We start from the raw sequence: 21,457 nt of genomic DNA, 5'->3' as shown, positions 1-21,457 counted from the left end.
TTAATAATTTTCAGAATACATTTCCTTAATATATTTTTCATGCTCGTTAAACTCATCATCTACAAAATTTTTATAATAAAAAATTTTATATTTTTTTAATTCGGTACTATTTCTAAATGGACATTTACCTTGTTTCATATCATGTTCATAAAAAACACACTCGCTAAAACACTCAACTTTTTCCTTGTCCGTGGTTAAAAAAGGACAAAGCATCACATCCACCCCGCTCCCTTCAAGTAAATTATAGTACCATTATATAGTAAATCTAATAACTTTTAAAGTATTTTTACATAATTTTAAGAATATTTAAATTTATTTCATAATTCCATTTGGTTAAAAATTTATATTCATATTAGTAGTTATATAATTATAAGTTTTGGTTAAAATAATACTAATTTGAAAATTTTTATTAAAGGAGAATGTTTATATGTATATAACAACAATATCATTATCTTATGTTTTTTTAGCAATGGGAATAATTTCTCTCTTATTTTTTTCTTACTTTAAATTCATACTTGTAAACTCACATAAAAATAGTGATAACAGTAAAAAAATTATTGGTAATATGAAAAATCAAAAAAACTGGGAAACTAAAAATAATATTTTAAGCTATATATGTCTTTTTTGGGCTATACTTTCTATAACCATATTTATATATTTAAAATTTTATTATACTGCATCTTTATTATCTATAGTATACTTGTTTGTTTATATAGCTTTTATAGCACTTACTTTATTCATGGTTTTAACAGTAAAAGAAAAAGTAAAATAGATTTTTTCTAAAATGCAGTAGTAAAATACATAAAGAACTTATTCAAAACTGCAATATCCCTCATATAAATCTTATACAAATATTAAATGCTAGAGGTACTCTATATAGGACACAGTTCTTTATATATTAATTCTACTGCATTGTTCTTTATTTTTACTAATGTTTATTCTTTTTAATTATATCTGCAAACCCCTTTATAATCATAGCTGTAAATCCCCATATTACATATTCTTTATATTTATAAAAATATTCATCTATATTACCTTTAGAAAATTTATATTTCTCCCCACCTTCTATTAAGTGATATGGAAATCCTTCTCTATTAGTCGGTCCTATTTCCATCCTATATAATAAAGGCTCTGCATTCAAGAAAAATTCTACAGGTACCTTAAATATTTTTTCAACTTCAGCCCTATTTGGTTCTTTTAATTCTCCAGTTAATCTTCCTATAAATGGATATATTATAGTGCCGTAGGGTGTTATAAAATAATCCATATTTCCTATAATTTTAAAATCTTCACTTTTTAAGTTCAATTCCTCTTCAGTTTCCCTTATGGCTGCTTCCTTTGGTGACTCTCCCTTTTCCACTTTTCCACCTGGTAAAGCTACATCTCCAGGTTGATGTTTTAATGTGTACGATCTAACCTCGAAAATAATATTTTCCTCTTTCCCTTTATCATCTATTAATATAGTAACAGCAGTTTTTCTATAATTACCTAATAATTTAGCTTCTCTTTTTTGAAATATATCATAAATCCTTTTTATCATATCTTTTCATCCTTTCCCAGCATTAAACACTAACAAATATAATTATTTAATTAACATTTTGTAAATATTTTCTATATAATTAATTATTTATTCATATCTATCTATGATTATAGTAAAACTATACACTTATGTTACCATAATTAACTTGTACTATACACTATAAAATGATATATTATAGGATGTAAATCTTAAATAAACAAACTTCTAAATTTGAAATGGAATTTTTTATTTTAAATTAAATTTAGAAATTGTTATCCGAAGACGTAGCTACTGTATATCTGCTTTACTAAAAAATAGGAGTATTACGGTAGGTAGCTATAGGATAAATTAGACTAATGGGAGCGATGGAAATTGAAACTTAAAAGATTTTCTCTAGTTTTAGTATTAACTATTTTAATCTCTTCATGCAGTAGTGTATTTGCAAAAACAAATACTGAAGTTCCTCCAACCATACACGGTTCTGCAGCAGTAACTTTGGATATGGAAACAGGAGAAATAATCTACGCTAAGGATGTTGATGGAACTAAATACTCAAAATCAAAGAATACTAAGGGAATGTATCCTGCTAGTGTTACAAAACTTATGACTGCACTAATCTTTGCAGAAAATAAAGATAAATTAGGACTTAACACTTTAAAATACAATAAGTCGGCAGAGGAACAACCTGAATATTCATTAAGAATTAACTTTCCTACATCAAAATTAAAAAAAGGAGATTCTATACCTGCTAAAGATGTTATGAATTCCCTTCTTTTATTCTCTGCCAATGATATGGCATATGTCATTGCTGGGAATGTAGGAAAAACCACAAACAATGATGAGAACTCTAAGAAAGCAGTAGATAATTTCATAAATATGATGAACAAAGAAGCTAGTAAACTTCATATGAAAAATACTCACTTTGTTACAGCTAACGGACTTCATGATGCTGAACATTATACTACTCCTTACGATTTATCTCTTCTTGGTAGAGCTGCCTTAAAAAACAATTGGATTGCTGAAACAATGAAATCTAAAAAATCTAGCATGTCTATAAACGGTGTTACTATACCCTTAGAGAATAGAAATAAATTAGTAGGTGAAACCGTTAATGGAGCTATTTGTATCGGAGGTAAGACAGGCTACACTTCTAACGCTGGAAGATGCTTACTAGCTATCTTCGAAAAAGACGGAAGAAAAATTCTAGGTGTTGTTATGAACTCTATATACGATGCAAAAGATACTTTTGTATTCGAAGACATGAAAAAAATAATTAATTGGAGTTACAATGCAAAAAGAGTTAACTATTTAAAAAAAGATTCAGTAATAGGCACAGAAACTCTTAAATATAAACCATTAAAATTTTTTGGTCCTGAAAAGTCTGTAAAGGTACCTCTTATATTAAAAGAAGATGTTAATTATTACGACAATGAAGTAAATTCAAAAGAAATATCTAAAAAAATTGATGCAAAAAATTTATCTCTAAAAACTTTAACTGGAGATAAACCTGTAGCAAAACTTGTTATATCTCAAAGGGAAGCTACTAAGTCATTTAATTTGTACACAAATATATCCAAAACAGAGATAATTAAAAGTAATCTATTTTTATATTTAATTGCAGCTGCTGTAGTAATAGCTGTACTAGTGCTAATAATTAGCTTAATATTTTTTATAAAAAACTTAATAAACAAAAAAAGAAGACCTAGATACTGGAGTTAATATTAAAAAAGAGGCAAATTTGGCCTCTTTTTTTTATGTTATTTTAATTTTTAAAAATGTTGGTTAATTTATTGACAACTATATCGTATTATCGTAATATATGGATATAATGATATTAAATAATTTATGCTTTATTTACAGAAACTAAAATATAATAATATTTTAGTGAATCACCCTAATTAAACTTACTAATGTAAGAATATTGAGGATTTAATTTAAAATTTATAAAAGGAGAAAACTCATGAGTGTGTCAAAAGAAACTGAAAAAATATTAAATGAAAACGCTGAATTTTTAAAAGCCTTAGCACATCCTGTTAGATTATGCATAGTTAAAAATTTATGTAAAAAAGGTTGTGCCAATGTAACTTGTATGCAAGATTGTCTTCAATTACCCCAATCTACCGTATCACAGCATCTTAACAAGTTAAAATCAGCTGCCATAATAGAAGGTACGCGCAATGGATTGGAAGTAAAATATAGAGTCTGTAATAAAAAAGCTTTAGAATTAATTAAAGTTCTTTTCCCAGAAGATGTTTAAGACTAAAATATATTAAAAATTTAATTATTATGGAGGTATTCCTATGAGTAAAAAAGTTTTAATTGTAGGTGGAGTAGCTGGTGGAGCTTCTACCGCTGCAAGACTTAGAAGACTAGATGAAGAAGCACAAATAATAATGTTTGAAAAAGGAGAACATATATCTTTTGCTAACTGTGGACTGCCTTACTATATAGGTGAAGTTATAAAAGATAGAAATAATCTTTTAGTTCAAACTCCAGAGGCTATGCATAATAGATTCAATATAGATGTACGAATAAATAGTGAAGTTTACAATATAGACTTTGACAATAAAACAGTAAAAGTCAATAGTAAGGATAAGGGCAAATATGAAGAGTCATTTGATTACTTAGTATTAGCTCCTGGCGCTAAACCAATGAAACCACCTATACCTGGAATAGAAAGCAATAAAATATTCACTTTAAGAAATGTAAATGATACAGATAAAATAAAATCTTTTGTAGATAATTCTGGATGCACAAATGCAGTAGTTGTAGGTGGCGGATATATAGGTGTAGAAATGGCCGAGAACTTAAGACATAGAAATATAAATGTAACTCTAGTAGAAGCTGCCCCTCATATATTAGCACCCTTTGACTCAGATATGGTAACTATAGCTGAAAAAGAATTAGAAGATAACGGAATAGCTTTAATACTTGGTGATGGAGTAAAGGCCTTCACTGAAGATGCAAACAGTATAACCGTATCTTTAAATAGCGGTGCTGAAATTAAAGCAGATATAGTAATATCAGCCATAGGAGTTACTCCTGACACAGAATTCTTAAAAGAAACTCCTATAGAATTGGGACCTAAAAGACATATTGTAGTAAATGAAAATCTTCAAACTAATATGGAAAATGTATATGCCCTTGGCGATGCGGTAGAAATTATAGACTTTATAAATGGAAGTAAATCAGCTATTCCTCTAGCTGGTCCTGCAAATAAACAAGGAAGAATTGTAGCTGATAATATATCAGGTATTAAAAGTACCTACAAAGGTACACAAGGTACTTCAATTATAAAAGTATTTGATCTAACCTGTGCTGGCACTGGAAATAACGAAAGAATATTAGACTCTAAAAATATAGAATACAAGATTATATACGCTCTTCCTCAATCTCACGCTTCATACTATCCTGGAGCTAGTCCTATAACTATCAAATTAATATTCAACAATGAAGGAAAAATATTAGGTGCTCAAGCTATAGGATATGAGGGAGTAGATAAAAGAATCGATGATATAGCTACCCTTATAAGATTGAATGGAACTGTAAAAGATTTGACACAGTTAGAATTATCCTATGCACCACCTTATTCTTCTGCAAAAGACCCCGTTAATATAGCCGCATATATAGCGGAAAATGTGCTAACTAAAAAATCAGAAGTGGTTCTTCCAAGGAATGTGGATAATATAAACGAAGAAACTACCATAGTATTAGATGTAAGAACTGATATAGAAAGAGAAAATGGGTCAATTAAGAATTCTATACACATTCCGGTAGATGAGCTTAGAGGTAGATTAAATGAACTCCCTAAAGATAAAGAAATTTGGGTTTGTTGTCAAATAGGATTAAGAGGATATATTGGTGAAAGAATACTAAAGTCCAATGGATTTAAAGCTAAAAATATAACTGGAGGATATAAAGTTTACTCTTTAGGTAAATTTAAGCCTTCTAAAATAAATAGAGAAGAAAAAAATTCCTCTAAGGAAGAAATCTCTTCTGATATTGTAACAAACGTTGATGCCTGTGGCCTTTGCTGTCCAGGTCCTTTAATGAAAGTTAAAGAATCTATTGATGCCATAAGAGAAGGTTCTACATTAAAAATAACTGCTTCAGACCCTGGTTTTTATGAGGACATAAAAGCATGGTGCAAAAAGACAAATAACCAGCTTCTAAATCTTGAAAAATCAAAAGGAATGATAACTGCTACAATTAAAAAAAATGGTGGCAATAAAGCTTCAACTAGTACTGAACCTACTAATGATAAATGTGAAAATGTAACTGTTAAAGATAATAAAACTATGGTGGTTTTCAGCGGTGATTTGGATAAAGCTATAGCCTCATTTATAATAGCTAATGGTGCCGCTTCCATGGGTAAAAAAGTCACTATGTTCTTTACTTTCTGGGGGATAAATATTTTAAGAAAAGATGAAAAAATAAATGTTAACAAAAACTTTATTGAAAAAATGTTTGGAAATATGATGCCTAGAGGAAGTAAAAGACTAAAACTTTCTAACATGAATATGGCAGGTATGGGACCTAGGATGATAAGAGGTATAATGAAAAAACATAATGTTTCTTCTCTAGAAGAACTTATACAATCTGCCATAAAGAATGGTGTAGAAATAGTAGCATGTCAAATGTCTATGGATCTTTTAGGTTTGAAAAAAGAAGAACTTATAGACGGAGTTAAAATAGGTGGCGTTGGCTACTATTTAGGGGAAGCTGAAGATTCAAATGTAAATCTATTTATATAAAAATATCAAAAATATATCACTATAAAATTGGTTAAAAAGAAGCCACTGGTTAAAACTCTCCAGTGGCTTTTATATAAAAATGCTAAAGTATCACAAATTACGTATTTGTTTTTCGTTCGTATACATTTTATCAAATATGTTGCCAAATTACAATACAATATTATAAATTTTTTATTTTTTCAGCAACTATTTTATCCCCAAAACTTACCAAGAATACTCCTAAAATTATAACTATACATCCAATAACTTGCCATTTTGTAACTGCTTCTTTTAATAAAATGCTTGCAGATATTAAACTAACTATAGGCTGCAAATTAATATATGTACTTATAACCGTAGCACCTAAATTTTTCAGACAATATATGTATAAAATACTTCCTATACAGGAGCATATTAAAGATAAAAATATTATATTTAATATAACTGTAGAGGACGGTATTGCAACTTTAGAAAAAAACAAGGAAGGACTTAAAAACAAACATCCCCAAAAGGTCTGGTAAGTAGATATAGTGGCACTACTATAGTTTCCTTTAAACTTACTAGAAAACACATTATATATAACCCAAGATATAACCGCTCCCAATACCATAATATCACCTAAACTACCTTTAGAAAACAAATTTACCCTATCCTTAGTTGCCACCACAATTATAATTCCAACTAGACTTAAAATCACTCCCAAAACCTTTGAAATTGTCATGTTTTCCTTATAAATTACTGCTTGTACTAAAAGAGTAAATACAGGTATAGTAGATATGAGTATAGCTACATTAGATGCTGATGTAAAATAAACGGAATAATTCTCAAAGAAAAAATAAAGAGTTATTCCAAATAATCCACCCATAGCTAATCTAATTTTATCTTCTTTCAAAACTTTTTCATGGGAATATTTACTTTTATAAACTATAGCTAAAAATATAAATGCAATAAAAAATCTGTAAAAAGCAGATAGTGTAGGTTCAATCTCTCCTACTATTACCTTTATACTTAAGTATGAAAGGCCCCATATTATCATAAGTACAATAGCTAAAATATGCGCTAAAACTTTTTTATTCATTTTTCTTACCCCCATAGTATCATTATGTTTCAATATAATCACTAATATGAATTTATATTTAATTCAACTTTGCACATAATTTTTAAACTCTATATTATATGAATAAAGATATATAATGATTAAACCACAAAAAGGTACAATGCGATGGAATTATGAAATTTCTCCTCCATACCTTGCATAAGAGCTTGGAACAATAAATTTAAACAGTTCCTTCGCTTCTTATGCAAGTCACTCCAGAGAAATTTCATAATTGAGGTAATGTAATGCTTATTGTGGGTTAATCATATAATTTAAAATTATAATTTCATATCTGTAAAAATTAAATGCTTATTACATACTATTATAAATGGAAATTACAATATATACAATGTAATAAAATCTCTTCTATATATACATTATAAAACTGGGTATAGAATACTTAACACCCAGTTTTATTTCATACTTTACTTATATCTTTCCCCTATTCATTCAATTGCTTTTTTGCCCTTCCTATTATTACTATATTTTAATATTTTTGAATCTCCAGTAAATCATCAATTCTATCATTCATATATTTATACGAATCGTAAACCCCTTGATTATAAAACTCCGTTGATAGTTCTTCTATAAAAAAATCTAAAATTAATCCTGCTGCTAGATCCCCTAGCTGTTCATCTCTTTCATTAAAGAAATATTCTTTAATTGAAGAAATCATTTTCTCCCTTTTCTCTTTACTCAATTTAATATTATTACTCATACCTTATCTTCTCCTTTTTGTATGCAGCGTATCTCACTACATAAGCTCTTTTTCTATTGCCTCTATGACTTTTTCATTAATTTTCATATGACTTATATAATCTATAAATTCTTTTTCAATATCCCCTAAATTTATACCGTAAAATTTATTAAAAGGTCCAAAAGCATCTTCTTCTAAGTTCTTATAAAGTTTTTTAAATCTTTCTATTCCATAAGTGTCTATTAAATACTGAATAAATGCCCCTGCCAGAGGATATGTAAATTCACAGGAATACTGAAAAAAATTATTATCATCCATCATATGGCAAATATCTGGAAGTTTATTATTATCTATATAGTACTTTACCCAAGCTTCATTCCATATACCCCACCACATTTTATCAAAATACATGGCTAATCCCTCTCTGATAAAAGCTTGCTTTGGTCTTGCTATTGTATATGATATTATATGTGCATCCTCATGACACCCTATGCACTTAATATTTTCATTATAAACAGCATAAATTTCATTAGGCATTCTAGCGAAACCATTACAAGGGTCATTATCTCCATATAATTCCCCTATCTCTTCTCTTGAAGCACATAAATAATACTTTATTTTTTTATCCAATTTTGTACCTAAAACTTTAGTAATATATTTATTACAGCTTTCTTGGGTATTAATTATATTTTCTATATTCCTCTCTGCAACCGACTCCTTATTGTAGTGAAAAATATAATTTTCTGTTTCTCTTGTAATCCAATTCTTTTCCATATTATCCCCTCCATATTATTAAACAGTAAAATTCATCATTATCTCTCCTCATAGCTACCTTTATGTACAAATTTCATAAGGTACATGAAAATAAATAACAAGTCAAAGATGCTGGTATATTTTGTGTCAGACAAGGAAGCAAGTTCCGCCGCTAGTAGAAAGAACTATCGGTGGGTTCTGCTGACGCAGTATGACGCAAAATAGACTAGCATACTGACTTGTTATTTATTTCAATGTGCCTAAAATTATGAGCATATTACATTAACTAATTACAGAATAAAATTAAAATGCCTTGAGGTAACAAAATTTTGCTACTTCAAGGCATGGAATTCCCATCAAAATACAATTTTATAATCATGGCGCATTACTAATACTGTATAATATTACTTTTTATCAACTATTATAATGCCTATTTGGAGTAGCATATATATAATTTTTATAATTAAAAATACTATATATATTAAACATTCAAGCCACTCCTTTCCAAAATTATATAATTAAGTATATCATTGTTTTTAAATGAATTCAATAAAAATAATACATTTAGAATTAAGTTTTCTAGCTAATATACATTTAATAGAGATAATAACCCTAGTATTAAAATGTGAAACGTTGTATAATATGATAGAATAAATTGAAATAATTTGAATTTTGCATTTATTTCTTAAATTTTGATTTAATATATACCATTTATGGAAGGAGCTTCAAAATGATAGATCAAGAGAAAATAAGAAATGCAATCAGTATGATAATTGAAGCTATAGGTGAAGATCCTAATAGAGAAGGACTTATAGAAACACCTGATAGAATAGCTAGAATGTACAGTGAAATATTCTCTGGCCTTATAGAGACACCTGAAAAACATTTAAGCAAAGTATTTAAAGTAAAAAATGACGATATTGTTATAGAAAAAGATATCCAATTCTATTCCATGTGTGAACACCATTTTCTTCCTTTCTTTGGTAAGGCTCATATAGCCTATATTCCAGATGGCAAAGTAGTAGGACTTAGCAAGCTTGCTAGAACAGTTGAAGTTTTCGCTAAAAGACCTCAGCTTCAAGAAAGATTGACATCCCAAATAGCAGATTCTTTAATGGAACATTTGAATTGTAAGGGTTCTATGGTAGTAATAGAAGCTGAACATTTATGCATGAGCATGAGAGGCGTTAAAAAATGGGGTTCTAAAACAACTACCTTGGTTACTAGAGGAATTTTTAAAGATGACTCTTTTCTGCAACAACAAGTTTTAAATATGATTAGTCTGTAGAAGGTATATGAATTATGAATAGAATAAATAGAATTATAAATAATGGAAAATACATAGAATATATAGACAAGATTAATGAATTAGAAATAAATAGAGAGTTGTGTCATCATGATATGCAGCATTTTATGGATGTCTCTCGCATTATGTACATAATTAACCTTGAAAATAAATTTTCTTTTGATAAAGAAATAATTTATGCCTGTGGTTTGCTCCATGATATCGGAAGATGGCAACAATACGAATCTAATATACCACATGAAATTGCTTCTGCAAATTTATCACAAGAAATTTTAAAACACTGTTATTTTAATGAAAAAGAGATAGAAGAAATTTTAGAAGCTATTAAAAATCATAGAAATAAAGAAAATGAAAAGAATTCCTTAAGTGAACTTCTTTATAGAAGTGATAAATTATCTAGAGCATGCTTCAAGTGTTCTGCACAAAAACAATGTAATTGGTCAGATGAAAAGAAAAATTTAAATATAAAATATTAAAATTAATTTATATAATTTTAAAAATCTATTAAGCTAATATTGAAAAATAGCTTAATTACTGGGGGTAGAATTTATGGAAATAGGAAATAAAATTTTTGAATTAGGAAAACAAACTTATATAATGGGTATATTAAATGTAACTCCTGATTCTTTCTCTGATGGTGGCAATTTTAATAATGTGGAAAAAGCTATTAAACACGCTAAAGAAATGATAAAAGATGGCGCTCACATTATAGACATAGGTGGAGAGTCTACAAGGCCAAACCACACTCCTGTAAGCGAAGAAAAAGAAATTCATAGAGTAATTCCTATAATTGAGGCACTATCTAAGGAAATAGATATACCTATATCTATAGATACATATAAAAGCAAAGTAGCTGAACTTGCTATTAAAGCAGGTGCTTCTCTTATAAATGACGTTTGGGGATTTAAAGAAGATAAAAATATGGCTAAGGTAGCTGCCAAATACAATGTAGCTTGTTGCTTAATGCATAATAGAAATAACAAAAACTACAATAACTTTATTGAAGATGTCTTAAATGATCTAAGAGAAAGTGTAAATATAGCTTTAAATGCAGGTGTTAAGAAAGAAAATATAATATTAGACCCTGGTTTCGGTTTTGCCAAAACTCCAGAACACAATCTACAAATCATGAATGAACTTGAAAAACTGCAGACTCTCGGCTACCCTATACTTTTAGGAACCTCAAGAAAATCCACTATAGGTTTAGTGTTAGATTTACCCGTAAATGAAAGAGTTGAAGGAACCATTGCAACAACAGTTATAGGTATAATGAGGGGTTGTAGTTTTATAAGAGTTCATGATGTTAAAGAAAACTCAAGAGCAGCTATTATGACAGATGCAATTATTAAATGCAGTAAATAATATTTTAGAAGTGGTGATAATATGGACAAAATTTATATTGAAGATTTAGAAGTATTCTCTAATCATGGCGTATATCCAGAAGAAAAAAAACTAGGTCAAAAATTTCTAATTTCAGCGGAAATATCTTTAAATTTACAAGAAGCTGGTTTAAATGATGATTTAAACCAAACTATAAATTATGGACTTTTGTGCAATGAAATTGAGGATATATTAAAAAAGAATACTTTCAATTTAATAGAAAAGGCCGCCGAAGAAGTGACTGGGCATATTCTTTTAAAATATTCTACTATTCATAGAATCAAATTAAAAATAAAAAAACCCTGGGCTCCTATAGGAAAGCCTATTAAATATGTTGCAGTAGAAGTGGATAGATGTAAGCATATATCCTATATTGGTCTTGGTTCAAATATGGGAGATAAAAATAAGAATTTAAATGATGCTATAAATATGATAAATAATTCTCCTTTTACAAAAGTAATTAAAACTTCAAATTTTTACACTACCAAGCCTTTTGGATATCTAGAACAGGATGACTTTTTAAACTGTGCTATTTCTGTTGAAACCCTTCTTACACCAGAAAAGCTTATGAAAGTCCTACTAAGCATTGAAAGGGAATTAAAAAGAGAGCGTGTAATAAAATGGGGACCTAGAACTATTGATTTAGACATTTTATTATATGACAACTTAATTTGTTCAAGAGAAGAAATTATAATTCCTCATCCTTTAATGCAGGATAGGATGTTTGTATTAGAACCCCTAAATGAAATAGCTCCTTATGCACTTCATCCACTACTTAACAAAAGAATTTTTGAACTTAAAAAGTCTTTAGAAAATAAATAGAACTTATAGCATAAAAAGCAAGTGGATTTATATTAACTATACTCCATTTGCTTTCTCATTTAATAAGGATCAAATATTTTTTATCTTCTGAAGAACTTTATTAAGAAGATAACTTATTACCAATAAAAATTAGAAGATTCATCTAGCTTTAAATTAAATCTTATTTATACATAATTTTTTATACTATATATCTATATCAATAACATGATTTTGTCTATGCTTTCCTATGAAAAATACCGCGAGAGCTCCCGGACCTCCAAAAGTACCAACTACTGGTCCTATGTGATTTATAATAACTTCTTTAACTTTAAATTCTTTTAAAATAAGTTCCTTTAGCCTTTCAGCTTCAGACTGAGCATCACCATGACAAATAGTTATAATCTGTTCTTCTGAATTTTCCAGCTTATTGTGAACAAACTCCGCTAGCTTCCCAATAGCATTTTTTCTTCCCTTTACCTTTATAACCGGAATAACCCTTCCTTCATTATTTAATGTAAGCACAGGTTTAATATGAAGCACAGTGCCAAAGAGTGCTGCTGCTGAAGAAATTCTACCCCCTCTTTTTAAATGGTTTAAATCATTAACAGTTATGTAAGTATTTAAATTCATTTTATTCTCTTCTAAATAGTTAACAATTTGTTCAAAGCTATCTCCTTTTTTCCTCATCTCCATAGCTTTTATAACCATAAGACCTTGCCCTAAAGATGCGGTTAACACATCTATAATAGCAATTTTAGCATCCTTATATTCATCCTCTAACATTTCCTTTGCTATATTAGAACTATTGTGGGTGCCACTAAGTCCTGAAGATACACCCACATATATTATATCCTTACCTTCCCTTAATATCTCTTCAAAAACTTTATAAAAAGCATCTGGATTTGCCTGTGAAGTTTGAGGAATTTCACCACTTTTCATTCCCTGATAAAATTCTTTGTAATTTAGACTTGCACCAAAATCATCTAGGTATTCTCTTCCTTTAAATCTATAGGTTAATGGCACATATGGTATATTATTATTCTTTATATATTCTTCTGGTAAATCACAACAGGAATCAGTAACAATAACAAAATCTCTCATATACTTTTAGTGAAACAGTGTATTTTAAATACACAATCCACTAAATATTCACTTCCTTTCTATTTATACTACTTTCCATTTTGCCTTCTTTTCATGCCACACGAATTTGGAGATACGTAATCAAAACCAAATTGATAATATAGTTTATCTGCAGGTTTATTAGCAATTAAACATACATATGCATGTTCATCTGTATGTTTATCTAAGTAAGAATCGATTTCTCCCATAATTACTTTTCCCAAACCATTGCGTTGGTAATCTGGATCTACCATAACATCTGAAATAATATAAGTTATGCCTTTATCACCAACAATTCTTCCAAAACCAATTAATTTACACTCATCCCATAAAGAAACAATAAACAATGAGTTTTTTAAAGCAATATCTGTTTTTGATAAATCCTTAATTCCCATTCCAGTTCTTAGCCTCAAAGAAATATATTCCTCTACTGATGGAGAATTATATCTTATATCCATATCTATTTAACCCTCCGAATATATGAAAATTTTTTATTACAAATTTAAATGCTAAATTTGAATGCTTTTATATGCTTTAAAAATTATTATTTATATCTACTATATCATTTTTTGAAACATTTTAAAATTATTTGTCCAAATGTTTCTAAATAAATTTATCCATGACAAAATAAAACACTGCCATTAAATACAATGACAGTGTCCTATTTAGTTATTTTATTTAATTTCCTTTTCTAAAATCCACTTAACAGCTTCAAATACATCATCTGCAATATACTCTGCTTTAACATCTTTCCATGTATTTCTAAAATTAGTTAAACTACCTTCTCCAACTCCAGTTCTAACTAATATTCCCTTAGCTCCTACAGAATCTGCTAATAGCATATCGTCTGCGCCCATATCACCTATAACATAACTCTCCTTAATATTTATATTAAAATCCTCTTGTGCCTTTAAAATCATACCTGGTAAAGGCTTCTTACATTTACATTTATCTTCTTTTGTATGAGGACAACAATAAACAGCATCCAAATAAGCATCCTTTTGCTTCAATTCGTCTTTTAATTCATTAATTTTCCTATTAAATTCTTCATAAGTAAAATATCCTTTTGAAATATGACTTTGATTAGTTACTACAATAGCTAACATATTAAAGTCATTTAGCATTTTAATTGCTTTTACTGAGAATGGGAAAAAAGAAAAATCCACAACATCACCTAGACCGTCTCCCCCAAGAGTCCCTTGTAAATCTAAAAAAACTGCCTTTCTCATTTTATACCCCCTCACTGGCTATGTTATCGTAATAATTTCTTCTAAAAAAACTCTATATGATATAAAGGTACTTATTTTAAAACTTTACTATTCCTTTTTATAAAATTGCAAAGTACTATATTCATATCTTATTTTATGATATTTTAACATAATTAACCAATTAAAAGTTACTCCTTTATTTAATTTATATATTGTAACCTCTAAATAAAATATATAATGAAAAATTGAGTATTTTCAAGTCCCTTACATAATTTTGCCACATACAAAAAATCTTTTTATTCTTTCCTTTACTAAGGTACATGAAAATAAATAACAAGTCAAAGATGCTGGTATATTTTGTGTCAAACAAGGAAGAATACTTATTAATCTAAAAAAGCTAGTAAAGGTTATTTACACCTAAACTAGCTTTTTAAAACTAATTATTTAACTACTAAAATATACTATTTTGAACAAGCAACCTTTTCATCAATAAGTTTCTCATCAACTTTATACATTTGGGTATTTTTATGGACAGGTGCTAAACGAAAAGCTATATTCCCTAAACACGCCATATAATTCTTTCTGGATTGTGAACTAATCCTTTTATTTGCTCTTTTTACCAATACTTTCATTTCAACTACTCCTTTATTTAAACAAGTCAGGAATATAATCATATATAAATTGACAATAATTTGTTACAAAAATTTTCCATATGTCTTTATTTGCTTTTGTTATAGGAATTCTTTCATTGCTATCAAATTCCACAATAGCAATAATATCATCATTAGAGTTAAATATAGGTGAACATAGGGAAAATTCTAAATCACAAATTTTATTTTTTTGATACTGTGTCAAATTATAATTAGTTTTACTTTTATGCTTTAAATTCTCATCATAGATAATAGATTTATTTTTATAGCATTGACCTACCAACCCTTGAGCATTAGGGTATACTTCAAACTTCAAGTCATTCATATCATTTGATTCTGACAAATATTCAATATTCTTTATAACAAATATCTTTTTAATATCTGTTTTAAACAATTTTGCAAAAAATGATTTTATAATATAACATCTATCATTATAAGGTACAAAAATCCTTATATTCATATCTAAATAATCTAGCTCTAACTGAGAACACAAAGCTTTTATAAAGATGTCTTTATTTGATTTAATAAGCAAGTCTCTTTGTTTTCTAACTTTTATATTTTCTATTTTTTCATAAGCTAAATTAATGCTAAGCAATATAGCAGATAGAATTATACTCAATATAAGAAGAACATTTTTCATTAATACTATATTAACACTTGAACCTATAATGTTACTTTTCTGTAAATCATCTAAGCAGCTATCGGATGTCGCCAAAAATTGTAATATAGAAGGAATTAATGAAAAACCAATTACTTGAATAATTACCCTAGTCCTTTCTTTCATAATTATAACTCCCATTCAATATTATATTATTATAAAATCATAAAAATGTTCATTTAATTTGAAAATACACTATATCGTAATCATTCTATAAATTTACATTTTTTCCTTCTATTCTTTACCTTCATTTAACTTATATTTTACCCTTAACTATTAAGATCATAACATAGAGATTCATTAAGATATGATTCTAATTGGTAATTATTAATTTGTATTTATGAATTTATATTATGTTTTTATTGATTTTTTAATTTTTTAATAGCCTTTGAGTAAAATTATCTAATTTATACACTACTTCCAATGAATCCAATAAATCTCCATTTATAGATTTCTTATTATATTCCCTTGAAGATAGTATTATTATCTCCGGGTAAAAATTACGGTTTACAAAACTATATAGTGCTTCATGAGCTGCCATATCTCCTCCAGATGTAAGATTACCTATTACAATAAAATTAATTTTACTAAGAAAGTCCTTTTCATACTTATGATTATCATTAAAAACTCCTTGGGATCTTTCCCAAAATTTAAAATACGCTGAAGACAAATGACCACAATAGGTAGGTATAGCAAAAATTATTTTATCTGCATTAAAACATTTTTCATATACTTTCAAGGTATCATCCTTTATGGAGCAACCATTACCATGAAAACAATCATAATTGCACAATCCACAGCCTTGAATATTAAAATCAAATATATTTATAAGCTCAACAGTATTTCCAGCTATTTTAAATTTATCTAAACAATATTGTGCACATCTTGAGCAATTTCCGTTTTTTCTAGAACTAAATATAATTCCTAAAATTCTCAACTTTTTATCCCCCTGTGTCTAAACATTTCTCGTATATTTTAACATTTATAGTATAATATAACAACAATAATTATAAACTCACTAAATAGTCATTAACATTTGTTATTATATCGGAATTTGAACTTTATATTTTTTAATATTAAAGAAGCTTATATAAATTTGTTTAAATAAAATCTATATAAGCTTCTTTAATACTTGTTATTAATTATTTCTTTACTTTAAATATTCCAGCTTTTGTAGTTATTGAAATACTTCCATTACCTTTAATATAATCTTCTATATATTTTTTAAATTCTCCCTTTTTATTACCTACAAGTAAAGAGCTACCCTTTATAGTAGAAGCTTTATACTGAACAACTGGTTCAGCTCTATCTACTATAATTTTTCCTTGTAAAATGTTCATATTAATTCGTCTAAAATATTTCTTTAATAAAGGCTTCCCATTTTCCAAATCAAATCTATAACACATGCCATTATCATGAAGTCCTAGTTTAGGATCAAATTTTTCTACAAGTTCATTTAACTCTTTCATAGCTTCACAAGAATTAGTACTTATATAGCAAGTACCATCCTTTTTCAGAACCCTTTTTATTTCTGATAATGCCTTTTCTATATCTGGAACCAGATATAACATATGTCTTGCTATTATCACATCAAAGCTTTCATCTTCATAAGGAATATCTTGTGCATCAATCTGCCTATATATAAAATTATGATTTACTTCATGTAGTTTTTCTTTTGTATTTTGAAGCATTCCTTTTGAAAAATCAGATAGAGTAATATCTAAATTAGAATTTATATTATGTCTATTCTTATACCACAAGTTGCCTGTTCCACAGCCTAATTCTAATACCTTTCCCCTACTTGGAAGACGTATCTCATTAAAGAACCATCTATCCCAACCCGTCTTATTTGTATTGTAACTGTGAAGATTGAATCTTAAATTAAGTTTTTCATCTGTTATATACTGTTCTTTTACTTTTACTTCCATATTAGTTATCTTGATAATATCAATAAGTTCTTGCGTCCCCAAAAATCCTTCTTTCCTTATTTGATTTTCGGCCTTATTAAAAACAGTTATAACCTCTTCTATGTGCCTTTTCTTTTCTTCCAAGGCCTTTTTTTGAATGCTAATTATCTTTTCTAAATTTTCTTCTTTTTCGCTTAAAATTTCTTTTATTTCATTTAACGATAAACCTATGAATTTTAAAGTAATTATCTGTTGAAGTCTTAAGAAATCTTCTTCATTATAAATTCTATATCCTGAATCTAATTTTTGCGACGGTTTTAACAATCCAATTTTATCATAATGAAGCAATGTTTTTACAGTTACTCCTGCTTTACTAGCAAACTCACTGATTTTCAAGATTTACCACCTCCTAATAATAATTTTAAACTCATCTGTTAGGTTAGAGTCAACTCATAAGCTAAAGATTAAAATTCGGTTTATTTTTCACATTCTGCAATAACAACAGAAAACCATTCTCCCTCAAAAGGTAAAATATCATTTTTACATTTCTGTCCAATGTCTTCAGCAATTGTTATCATATTAGTCCTTTTAAACTGAGCATATTTATGTGCATTTTCAAAACCCTTTTCAGTAAAAAATTTCTCTGCACCGTAAATTTCTTGAGAGTCTAACCATTCTTTTGCTTCTTTATACCCATCCGAATCTTCTTTAACACATATTGCAGTATTTAATAAATTTTTACTTTCTTTTAAAACTCTCTTCGCTTCCATTACTCCTTCTGGTATCTTATTAAGCATATTATGAATTCCATAAAACGACATCGCAATATCAATAACATTTTCCTTTAAAGGAAGCTTTGTAGCATCACAAGCTATATAATTAATTTTTAAATTTGGATTAATTTTCTTAAGTTTCAGTCTATCATATTTTAATACATTAAAACTTAAATCTACGCATATTATCTGTGCATCTATAGATAGCTTCTTTGCTAATTCAGTTAACAACATGCCTCTTCCCGTAGCTATATCTAATATTACTTTATTTTCTTTATCACTATTAATTTTATCTATAATGAAATCTATTGTTTTATTATTTATCTTTTTTGTATTTTCAGGAGTTCCTTCTAATATTTTTTTATCTACTTCTTCATAATCATTATACTTATAAACTTCTTCCCAATTATTACCCATTTCTTGTTCTTTTGAACCAAAATAGATAACTCCATCTTTAATTATCCAATTATGATTATTGTGACAGCTTAATTTTCCTTCTACTATTTCGTCATTTTCCTCTTTACCAATAAATAAATTTAATTTTTCCCCGCATTCTGGACACATAAGTATACTTGTTAAGTCCTTATACATATTTATCTCCCTCCTATATATTAATATTAATATTAATTTTTATTTCATAACATTTATTACTTTGCTCCAATATTTTAAGTAATTAAATAAAATTACTTAGCAAACTTATTTTTCTAATATTTTCTACTAAATGAAGAAGAATAGTAATTATTAAATACATTATCTTTTATATGGATATTAAATAAGCCTATAATATTTAACTATATGCAAAATCTTAAATCTTAGTAGAAAAACTTCTTAAGTATCTCCCTTGTCCATCTCTGTACTCTGGTGACTCTACAAATCCTTTTTTAACTAAATATTCATTGGTAAATCCAAAGACTTGATGCCATAATTCAATGGCTATTTCCTTTATACTGACTTTATGTTTTATTGGGGTTAAACCTTTGGCATCTTCTTCAAACCTCTCAAATGTTTCTTTAACTAAACCACATATTTTTTTAAGAATAATATCTGATACATCATTGATAACTTTTCTATCCTCACTTTCAAATATAGGAACATTACAAGATATTGAACTGTTTTTCTCATTAACAATCAAATAACCAAGTTCACTGAGAAAATTTATCAAATTTATTTCTATATGAGATAATTCACTATAATTTATTTCGCCTTTAAAACTTTTCCATACTAACTCACCGCATTTCTCTGCAATTTCTTTATTGTTATCATCAATAATTCTTATATAAGCTAGATTCAAATCTTTAAAGGGTGTGGCACTTTCAAGTATCTTCTGTACTCTCCTAAAAAATCTAAACATATCCTTTCTTGTACCTTCTGAATCTCCAAAACTATTAAAAACAAAACTTTTACTTCTATAATTATTACTACTACATAATATACCATTACTATGTTCCTCTGTATCCATAGAATTTTCATAACCAACAATAATATAATCCCTATTTCCAGGTTGCATTTTAGATGGGCGAAAAATATCTTTTTCTGTAAAAAATTCAAAGGCAGTTCCATCAAAGATATCATCGCAAATTATATGATATAGTAATCTTTCTTTGCTAAAATTATGATAACTTGTTAATTTAGATATTTTTTTATAAATTAATCCACTACTTTCAATAATTTTATTTCCAATAACTTCACCTATATTCATAAAATACTTATCTAATAAAGGCATGTCATTTTCTAAAAATACTGGAAAATTTATTTTATACTTATCATCTTTTATATCTATAGCATTTATTTTATCTAGACTCCCAATTATTTCATTAAATTCATCGCTATGAATTTTTAATTCTTTAATTATTTCGCTCTTAGATATTGAAAAAGGCTCATTGTACGCGATTAAATACAGAATTTCAGCAGCGAAATTTCTATTACATACATATGCGGGATTGTATTCATCATATATCCCTGGATCTCCAAAAAAATATAAATTTATTTTCTTATTCATTTATTTTTCCTCCAATTTTAAAACACCTATTATAATTTATATTCTTTATTGTGTAAGGCAGCTTTTTTAAATAGTATTCATAACAGGTTGTCACAGTACTTTTTTTAAATTCTCATTTTCTGCATTGACAGTAAGCATTGCTTCTCGCATACCTTATAATTTTTTAAACCCTCTTATAAAATATCCGCTTTTATACCATTCTAAGCATTCTAAATCTACCTGCCAATTTTTCGCTGTAAGCTCTTTTACTATCTGTTCAGGAAACAACTTATTTTTCATTCTTTTATTATCAGAAATATACCATCCCATTTGTTTAATTCCTTTTGATACAATTTTATTTACATCATTAAAGTACTTTTCTGTATCACGGATAAACATGAAAACATCTCTGCTTACTATATAATCTACTTGTCCTTCTTTAAAATATTCGCCTAAATCACTAATATCCATATGTAAAAATGTTATCTTATCTTCACCATTTAATTCATCTATATATTTCTTACATACCATATCATTGTCAATAGCATATATTTTTGTAACCTTTTTATTATTAAGTAGAAGCTTACTTAATAGTCCCCCACCACATCCTAAATCTATAACTGTTCCTTTAACGTCTTCAAAATATGAAAAGATTTTTTTATTATAAAATTTTTCAGCTTTATTTTTATCTACCTCTATTGTTTTACCACAATTCTTACACTGAATCTTTATGCTAAAATCCACTTCATCCCAAGGATGAAACTTATTTTGCAATATATAGCACTCACTGCCGCAGCTACAATAGTCTCCCCAAATTACATAATCATGTTCCTTAAACAATTATTTTTACCTCCACTTCCCTAACTTATTAACAATTTC

Annotated in this window: 23 protein-coding genes; 8 read left to right on the top strand and 15 right to left on the bottom strand. The window is 27.7% G+C overall.

The annotated features are described in order from the left end of the window. On the bottom strand, nt 1–216 hold the full coding sequence (locus C1715_RS10635; protein WP_146005390.1) for a hypothetical protein: 216 nt from the start codon (nt 214–216) through the stop codon (nt 1–3). Nucleotides 217–427: 211 nt separating this feature from the next. Between C1715_RS10635 and C1715_RS19420 the strand changes: the two genes are divergently transcribed. After that, nucleotides 428–772, top strand: coding sequence for a hypothetical protein (locus tag C1715_RS19420; protein WP_102400462.1), 345 nt, complete (start codon nt 428–430; stop codon nt 770–772). A gap of 156 nt (nt 773–928) precedes the next feature. Here the strand turns inward: C1715_RS19420 and C1715_RS10625 are convergent, their stop codons facing one another. Then, on the bottom strand, nt 929–1,540 hold the full coding sequence (locus tag C1715_RS10625; RefSeq protein ID WP_102400461.1) for an NUDIX hydrolase: 612 nt from the start codon (nt 1,538–1,540) through the stop codon (nt 929–931). Between the two features lie 351 nt (nt 1,541–1,891). Between C1715_RS10625 and C1715_RS10620 the strand changes: the two genes are divergently transcribed. The 3 genes from C1715_RS10620 (at nt 1,892) to C1715_RS10610 (ending at nt 6,273) form a co-directional block, all read left to right on the top strand. Continuing rightward, on the top strand, nt 1,892–3,238 hold the full coding sequence (locus C1715_RS10620; protein WP_102400460.1) for a D-alanyl-D-alanine carboxypeptidase family protein: 1,347 nt from the start codon (nt 1,892–1,894) through the stop codon (nt 3,236–3,238). 241 nt (nt 3,239–3,479) lie between these two features. Continuing rightward, nucleotides 3,480–3,776 (top strand): ArsR/SmtB family transcription factor, encoded by a 297-nt coding sequence (locus C1715_RS10615; RefSeq protein WP_102400459.1) that lies wholly within the window; start codon nt 3,480–3,482, stop codon nt 3,774–3,776. A gap of 43 nt (nt 3,777–3,819) precedes the next feature. Beyond that, a complete protein-coding gene (locus C1715_RS10610; RefSeq protein WP_102400458.1) occupies nt 3,820–6,273 on the top strand; it encodes a DsrE/DsrF/DrsH-like family protein in 2,454 nt (817 codons plus the stop codon). 160 nt (nt 6,274–6,433) lie between these two features. Here the strand turns inward: C1715_RS10610 and C1715_RS10605 are convergent, their stop codons facing one another. The 3 genes from C1715_RS10605 to C1715_RS10595 all read right to left on the bottom strand — a co-directional run bounded on the left by C1715_RS10605 (nt 6,434) and on the right by C1715_RS10595 (nt 8,819). Further along, nucleotides 6,434–7,330, bottom strand: a complete 897-nt coding sequence (locus C1715_RS10605) for a DMT family transporter (RefSeq protein ID WP_180964056.1) — start codon at nt 7,328–7,330, stop codon at nt 6,434–6,436. Nucleotides 7,331–7,835: 505 nt separating this feature from the next. Next, entirely contained in the window at nt 7,836–8,066 is a 231-nt protein-coding gene (locus C1715_RS10600; protein ID WP_102400456.1) for a DUF2164 domain-containing protein, read from the bottom strand. A gap of 36 nt (nt 8,067–8,102) precedes the next feature. Next, the gene (locus C1715_RS10595) at nt 8,103–8,819 is read right to left on the bottom strand and encodes a gluzincin family metallopeptidase (protein ID WP_102400455.1); all 717 of its coding nucleotides are present in this window, start codon (nt 8,817–8,819) and stop codon (nt 8,103–8,105) included. A gap of 712 nt (nt 8,820–9,531) precedes the next feature. Here C1715_RS10595 and folE point away from each other — a divergent pair. The 4 genes from folE to folK all read left to right on the top strand — a co-directional run bounded on the left by folE (nt 9,532) and on the right by folK (nt 12,306). Further along, nucleotides 9,532–10,086, top strand: a complete 555-nt coding sequence (gene folE / locus C1715_RS10590) for a GTP cyclohydrolase I FolE (RefSeq protein WP_035291314.1) — start codon at nt 9,532–9,534, stop codon at nt 10,084–10,086. Between the two features lie 14 nt (nt 10,087–10,100). Continuing rightward, nucleotides 10,101–10,580 carry an HD domain-containing protein gene (locus C1715_RS10585; RefSeq protein WP_102400453.1) on the top strand — a complete coding sequence of 160 codons (480 nt, stop codon included), beginning with the start codon at nt 10,101–10,103 and terminating at the stop codon, nt 10,578–10,580. 73 nt (nt 10,581–10,653) lie between these two features. After that, nucleotides 10,654–11,466: a dihydropteroate synthase gene (gene folP, locus C1715_RS10580; RefSeq protein WP_102400452.1), complete on the top strand. Its 813-nt coding sequence runs from the start codon at nt 10,654–10,656 to the stop codon at nt 11,464–11,466. Between the two features lie 21 nt (nt 11,467–11,487). Next, nucleotides 11,488–12,306, top strand: a complete 819-nt coding sequence (gene folK / locus C1715_RS10575; RefSeq protein WP_102400451.1) for a 2-amino-4-hydroxy-6-hydroxymethyldihydropteridine diphosphokinase — start codon at nt 11,488–11,490, stop codon at nt 12,304–12,306. 183 nt (nt 12,307–12,489) lie between these two features. On the opposite strand, the gene C1715_RS10570 is transcribed toward folK, so the two are convergent. From C1715_RS10570 to C1715_RS10530, 10 genes are all read right to left on the bottom strand, one after another. Beyond that, nucleotides 12,490–13,386 carry a DegV family protein gene (locus tag C1715_RS10570; protein ID WP_102400450.1) on the bottom strand — a complete coding sequence of 299 codons (897 nt, stop codon included), beginning with the start codon at nt 13,384–13,386 and terminating at the stop codon, nt 12,490–12,492. 68 nt (nt 13,387–13,454) lie between these two features. Further along, entirely contained in the window at nt 13,455–13,862 is a 408-nt protein-coding gene (locus C1715_RS10565) for a GNAT family N-acetyltransferase (RefSeq protein WP_180964055.1), read from the bottom strand. Nucleotides 13,863–14,078: 216 nt separating this feature from the next. Continuing rightward, entirely contained in the window at nt 14,079–14,633 is a 555-nt protein-coding gene (locus C1715_RS10560) for a D-glycero-alpha-D-manno-heptose-1,7-bisphosphate 7-phosphatase (protein ID WP_102400449.1), read from the bottom strand. Nucleotides 14,634–15,073: 440 nt separating this feature from the next. Further along, a complete protein-coding gene (locus tag C1715_RS19415; RefSeq protein ID WP_180964054.1) occupies nt 15,074–15,244 on the bottom strand; it encodes a hypothetical protein in 171 nt (56 codons plus the stop codon). 13 nt (nt 15,245–15,257) lie between these two features. Further along, nucleotides 15,258–16,046 (bottom strand): hypothetical protein, encoded by a 789-nt coding sequence (locus C1715_RS10555; RefSeq protein WP_102400448.1) that lies wholly within the window; start codon nt 16,044–16,046, stop codon nt 15,258–15,260. Between the two features lie 244 nt (nt 16,047–16,290). Next, nucleotides 16,291–16,857: a flavodoxin family protein gene (locus C1715_RS10550; RefSeq protein WP_102400447.1), complete on the bottom strand. Its 567-nt coding sequence runs from the start codon at nt 16,855–16,857 to the stop codon at nt 16,291–16,293. Between the two features lie 205 nt (nt 16,858–17,062). Then, on the bottom strand, nt 17,063–18,223 hold the full coding sequence (locus tag C1715_RS10545; protein ID WP_102400446.1) for a MerR family transcriptional regulator: 1,161 nt from the start codon (nt 18,221–18,223) through the stop codon (nt 17,063–17,065). Between the two features lie 80 nt (nt 18,224–18,303). After that, nucleotides 18,304–19,191, bottom strand: a complete 888-nt coding sequence (locus tag C1715_RS10540) for a class I SAM-dependent methyltransferase (RefSeq protein ID WP_102400445.1) — start codon at nt 19,189–19,191, stop codon at nt 18,304–18,306. A 214-nt stretch (nt 19,192–19,405) separates the two neighbouring features. Then, nucleotides 19,406–20,599 carry a hypothetical protein gene (locus C1715_RS10535; RefSeq protein ID WP_102400444.1) on the bottom strand — a complete coding sequence of 398 codons (1,194 nt, stop codon included), beginning with the start codon at nt 20,597–20,599 and terminating at the stop codon, nt 19,406–19,408. Between the two features lie 153 nt (nt 20,600–20,752). After that, nucleotides 20,753–21,418: a methyltransferase domain-containing protein gene (locus C1715_RS10530; protein ID WP_102400443.1), complete on the bottom strand. Its 666-nt coding sequence runs from the start codon at nt 21,416–21,418 to the stop codon at nt 20,753–20,755. Nucleotides 21,419–21,457 lie beyond the last annotated feature (39 nt).

Origin of the sequence: Haloimpatiens massiliensis (genome assembly GCF_900184255.1) — a bacterium.
GTDB classification, from domain to species: Bacteria; Bacillota; Clostridia; order Clostridiales; family Clostridiaceae; genus Haloimpatiens; species Haloimpatiens massiliensis.
The sequence above is the reverse complement of the archived record's forward strand: the minus strand, read 5'-3'. Positions and strand labels throughout refer to the sequence as shown.

What these genes read in the sequence shown, in the direction of transcription:
- C1715_RS19420 (WP_102400462.1), top strand. Translation starts at nt 428, where the DNA reads ATGTATATAACAACAATATCATTATCTTATGTTTTTTTAGCAATGGGA.
- C1715_RS10625 (WP_102400461.1), bottom strand. Translation starts at nt 1,540, where the DNA reads ATGATAAAAAGGATTTATGATATATTTCAAAAAAGAGAAGCTAAATTA.
- C1715_RS10615 (WP_102400459.1), top strand. Translation starts at nt 3,480, where the DNA reads ATGAGTGTGTCAAAAGAAACTGAAAAAATATTAAATGAAAACGCTGAA.
- C1715_RS10610 (WP_102400458.1), top strand. Translation starts at nt 3,820, where the DNA reads ATGAGTAAAAAAGTTTTAATTGTAGGTGGAGTAGCTGGTGGAGCTTCT.
- C1715_RS10605 (WP_180964056.1), bottom strand. Translation starts at nt 7,330, where the DNA reads ATGAATAAAAAAGTTTTAGCGCATATTTTAGCTATTGTACTTATGATA.
- C1715_RS10600 (WP_102400456.1), bottom strand. Translation starts at nt 8,066, where the DNA reads ATGAGTAATAATATTAAATTGAGTAAAGAGAAAAGGGAGAAAATGATT.
- C1715_RS10595 (WP_102400455.1), bottom strand. Translation starts at nt 8,819, where the DNA reads ATGGAAAAGAATTGGATTACAAGAGAAACAGAAAATTATATTTTTCAC.
- C1715_RS10585 (WP_102400453.1), top strand. Translation starts at nt 10,101, where the DNA reads ATGAATAGAATAAATAGAATTATAAATAATGGAAAATACATAGAATAT.
- folP (WP_102400452.1), top strand. Translation starts at nt 10,654, where the DNA reads ATGGAAATAGGAAATAAAATTTTTGAATTAGGAAAACAAACTTATATA.
- folK (WP_102400451.1), top strand. Translation starts at nt 11,488, where the DNA reads ATGGACAAAATTTATATTGAAGATTTAGAAGTATTCTCTAATCATGGC.
- C1715_RS10570 (WP_102400450.1), bottom strand. Translation starts at nt 13,386, where the DNA reads ATGAGAGATTTTGTTATTGTTACTGATTCCTGTTGTGATTTACCAGAA.
- C1715_RS10565 (WP_180964055.1), bottom strand. Translation starts at nt 13,862, where the DNA reads ATGGATATAAGATATAATTCTCCATCAGTAGAGGAATATATTTCTTTG.
- C1715_RS10560 (WP_102400449.1), bottom strand. Translation starts at nt 14,633, where the DNA reads ATGAGAAAGGCAGTTTTTTTAGATTTACAAGGGACTCTTGGGGGAGAC.
- C1715_RS19415 (WP_180964054.1), bottom strand. Translation starts at nt 15,244, where the DNA reads ATGAAAGTATTGGTAAAAAGAGCAAATAAAAGGATTAGTTCACAATCC.
- C1715_RS10555 (WP_102400448.1), bottom strand. Translation starts at nt 16,046, where the DNA reads ATGAAAGAAAGGACTAGGGTAATTATTCAAGTAATTGGTTTTTCATTA.
- C1715_RS10540 (WP_102400445.1), bottom strand. Translation starts at nt 19,191, where the DNA reads ATGTATAAGGACTTAACAAGTATACTTATGTGTCCAGAATGCGGGGAA.
- C1715_RS10535 (WP_102400444.1), bottom strand. Translation starts at nt 20,599, where the DNA reads ATGAATAAGAAAATAAATTTATATTTTTTTGGAGATCCAGGGATATAT.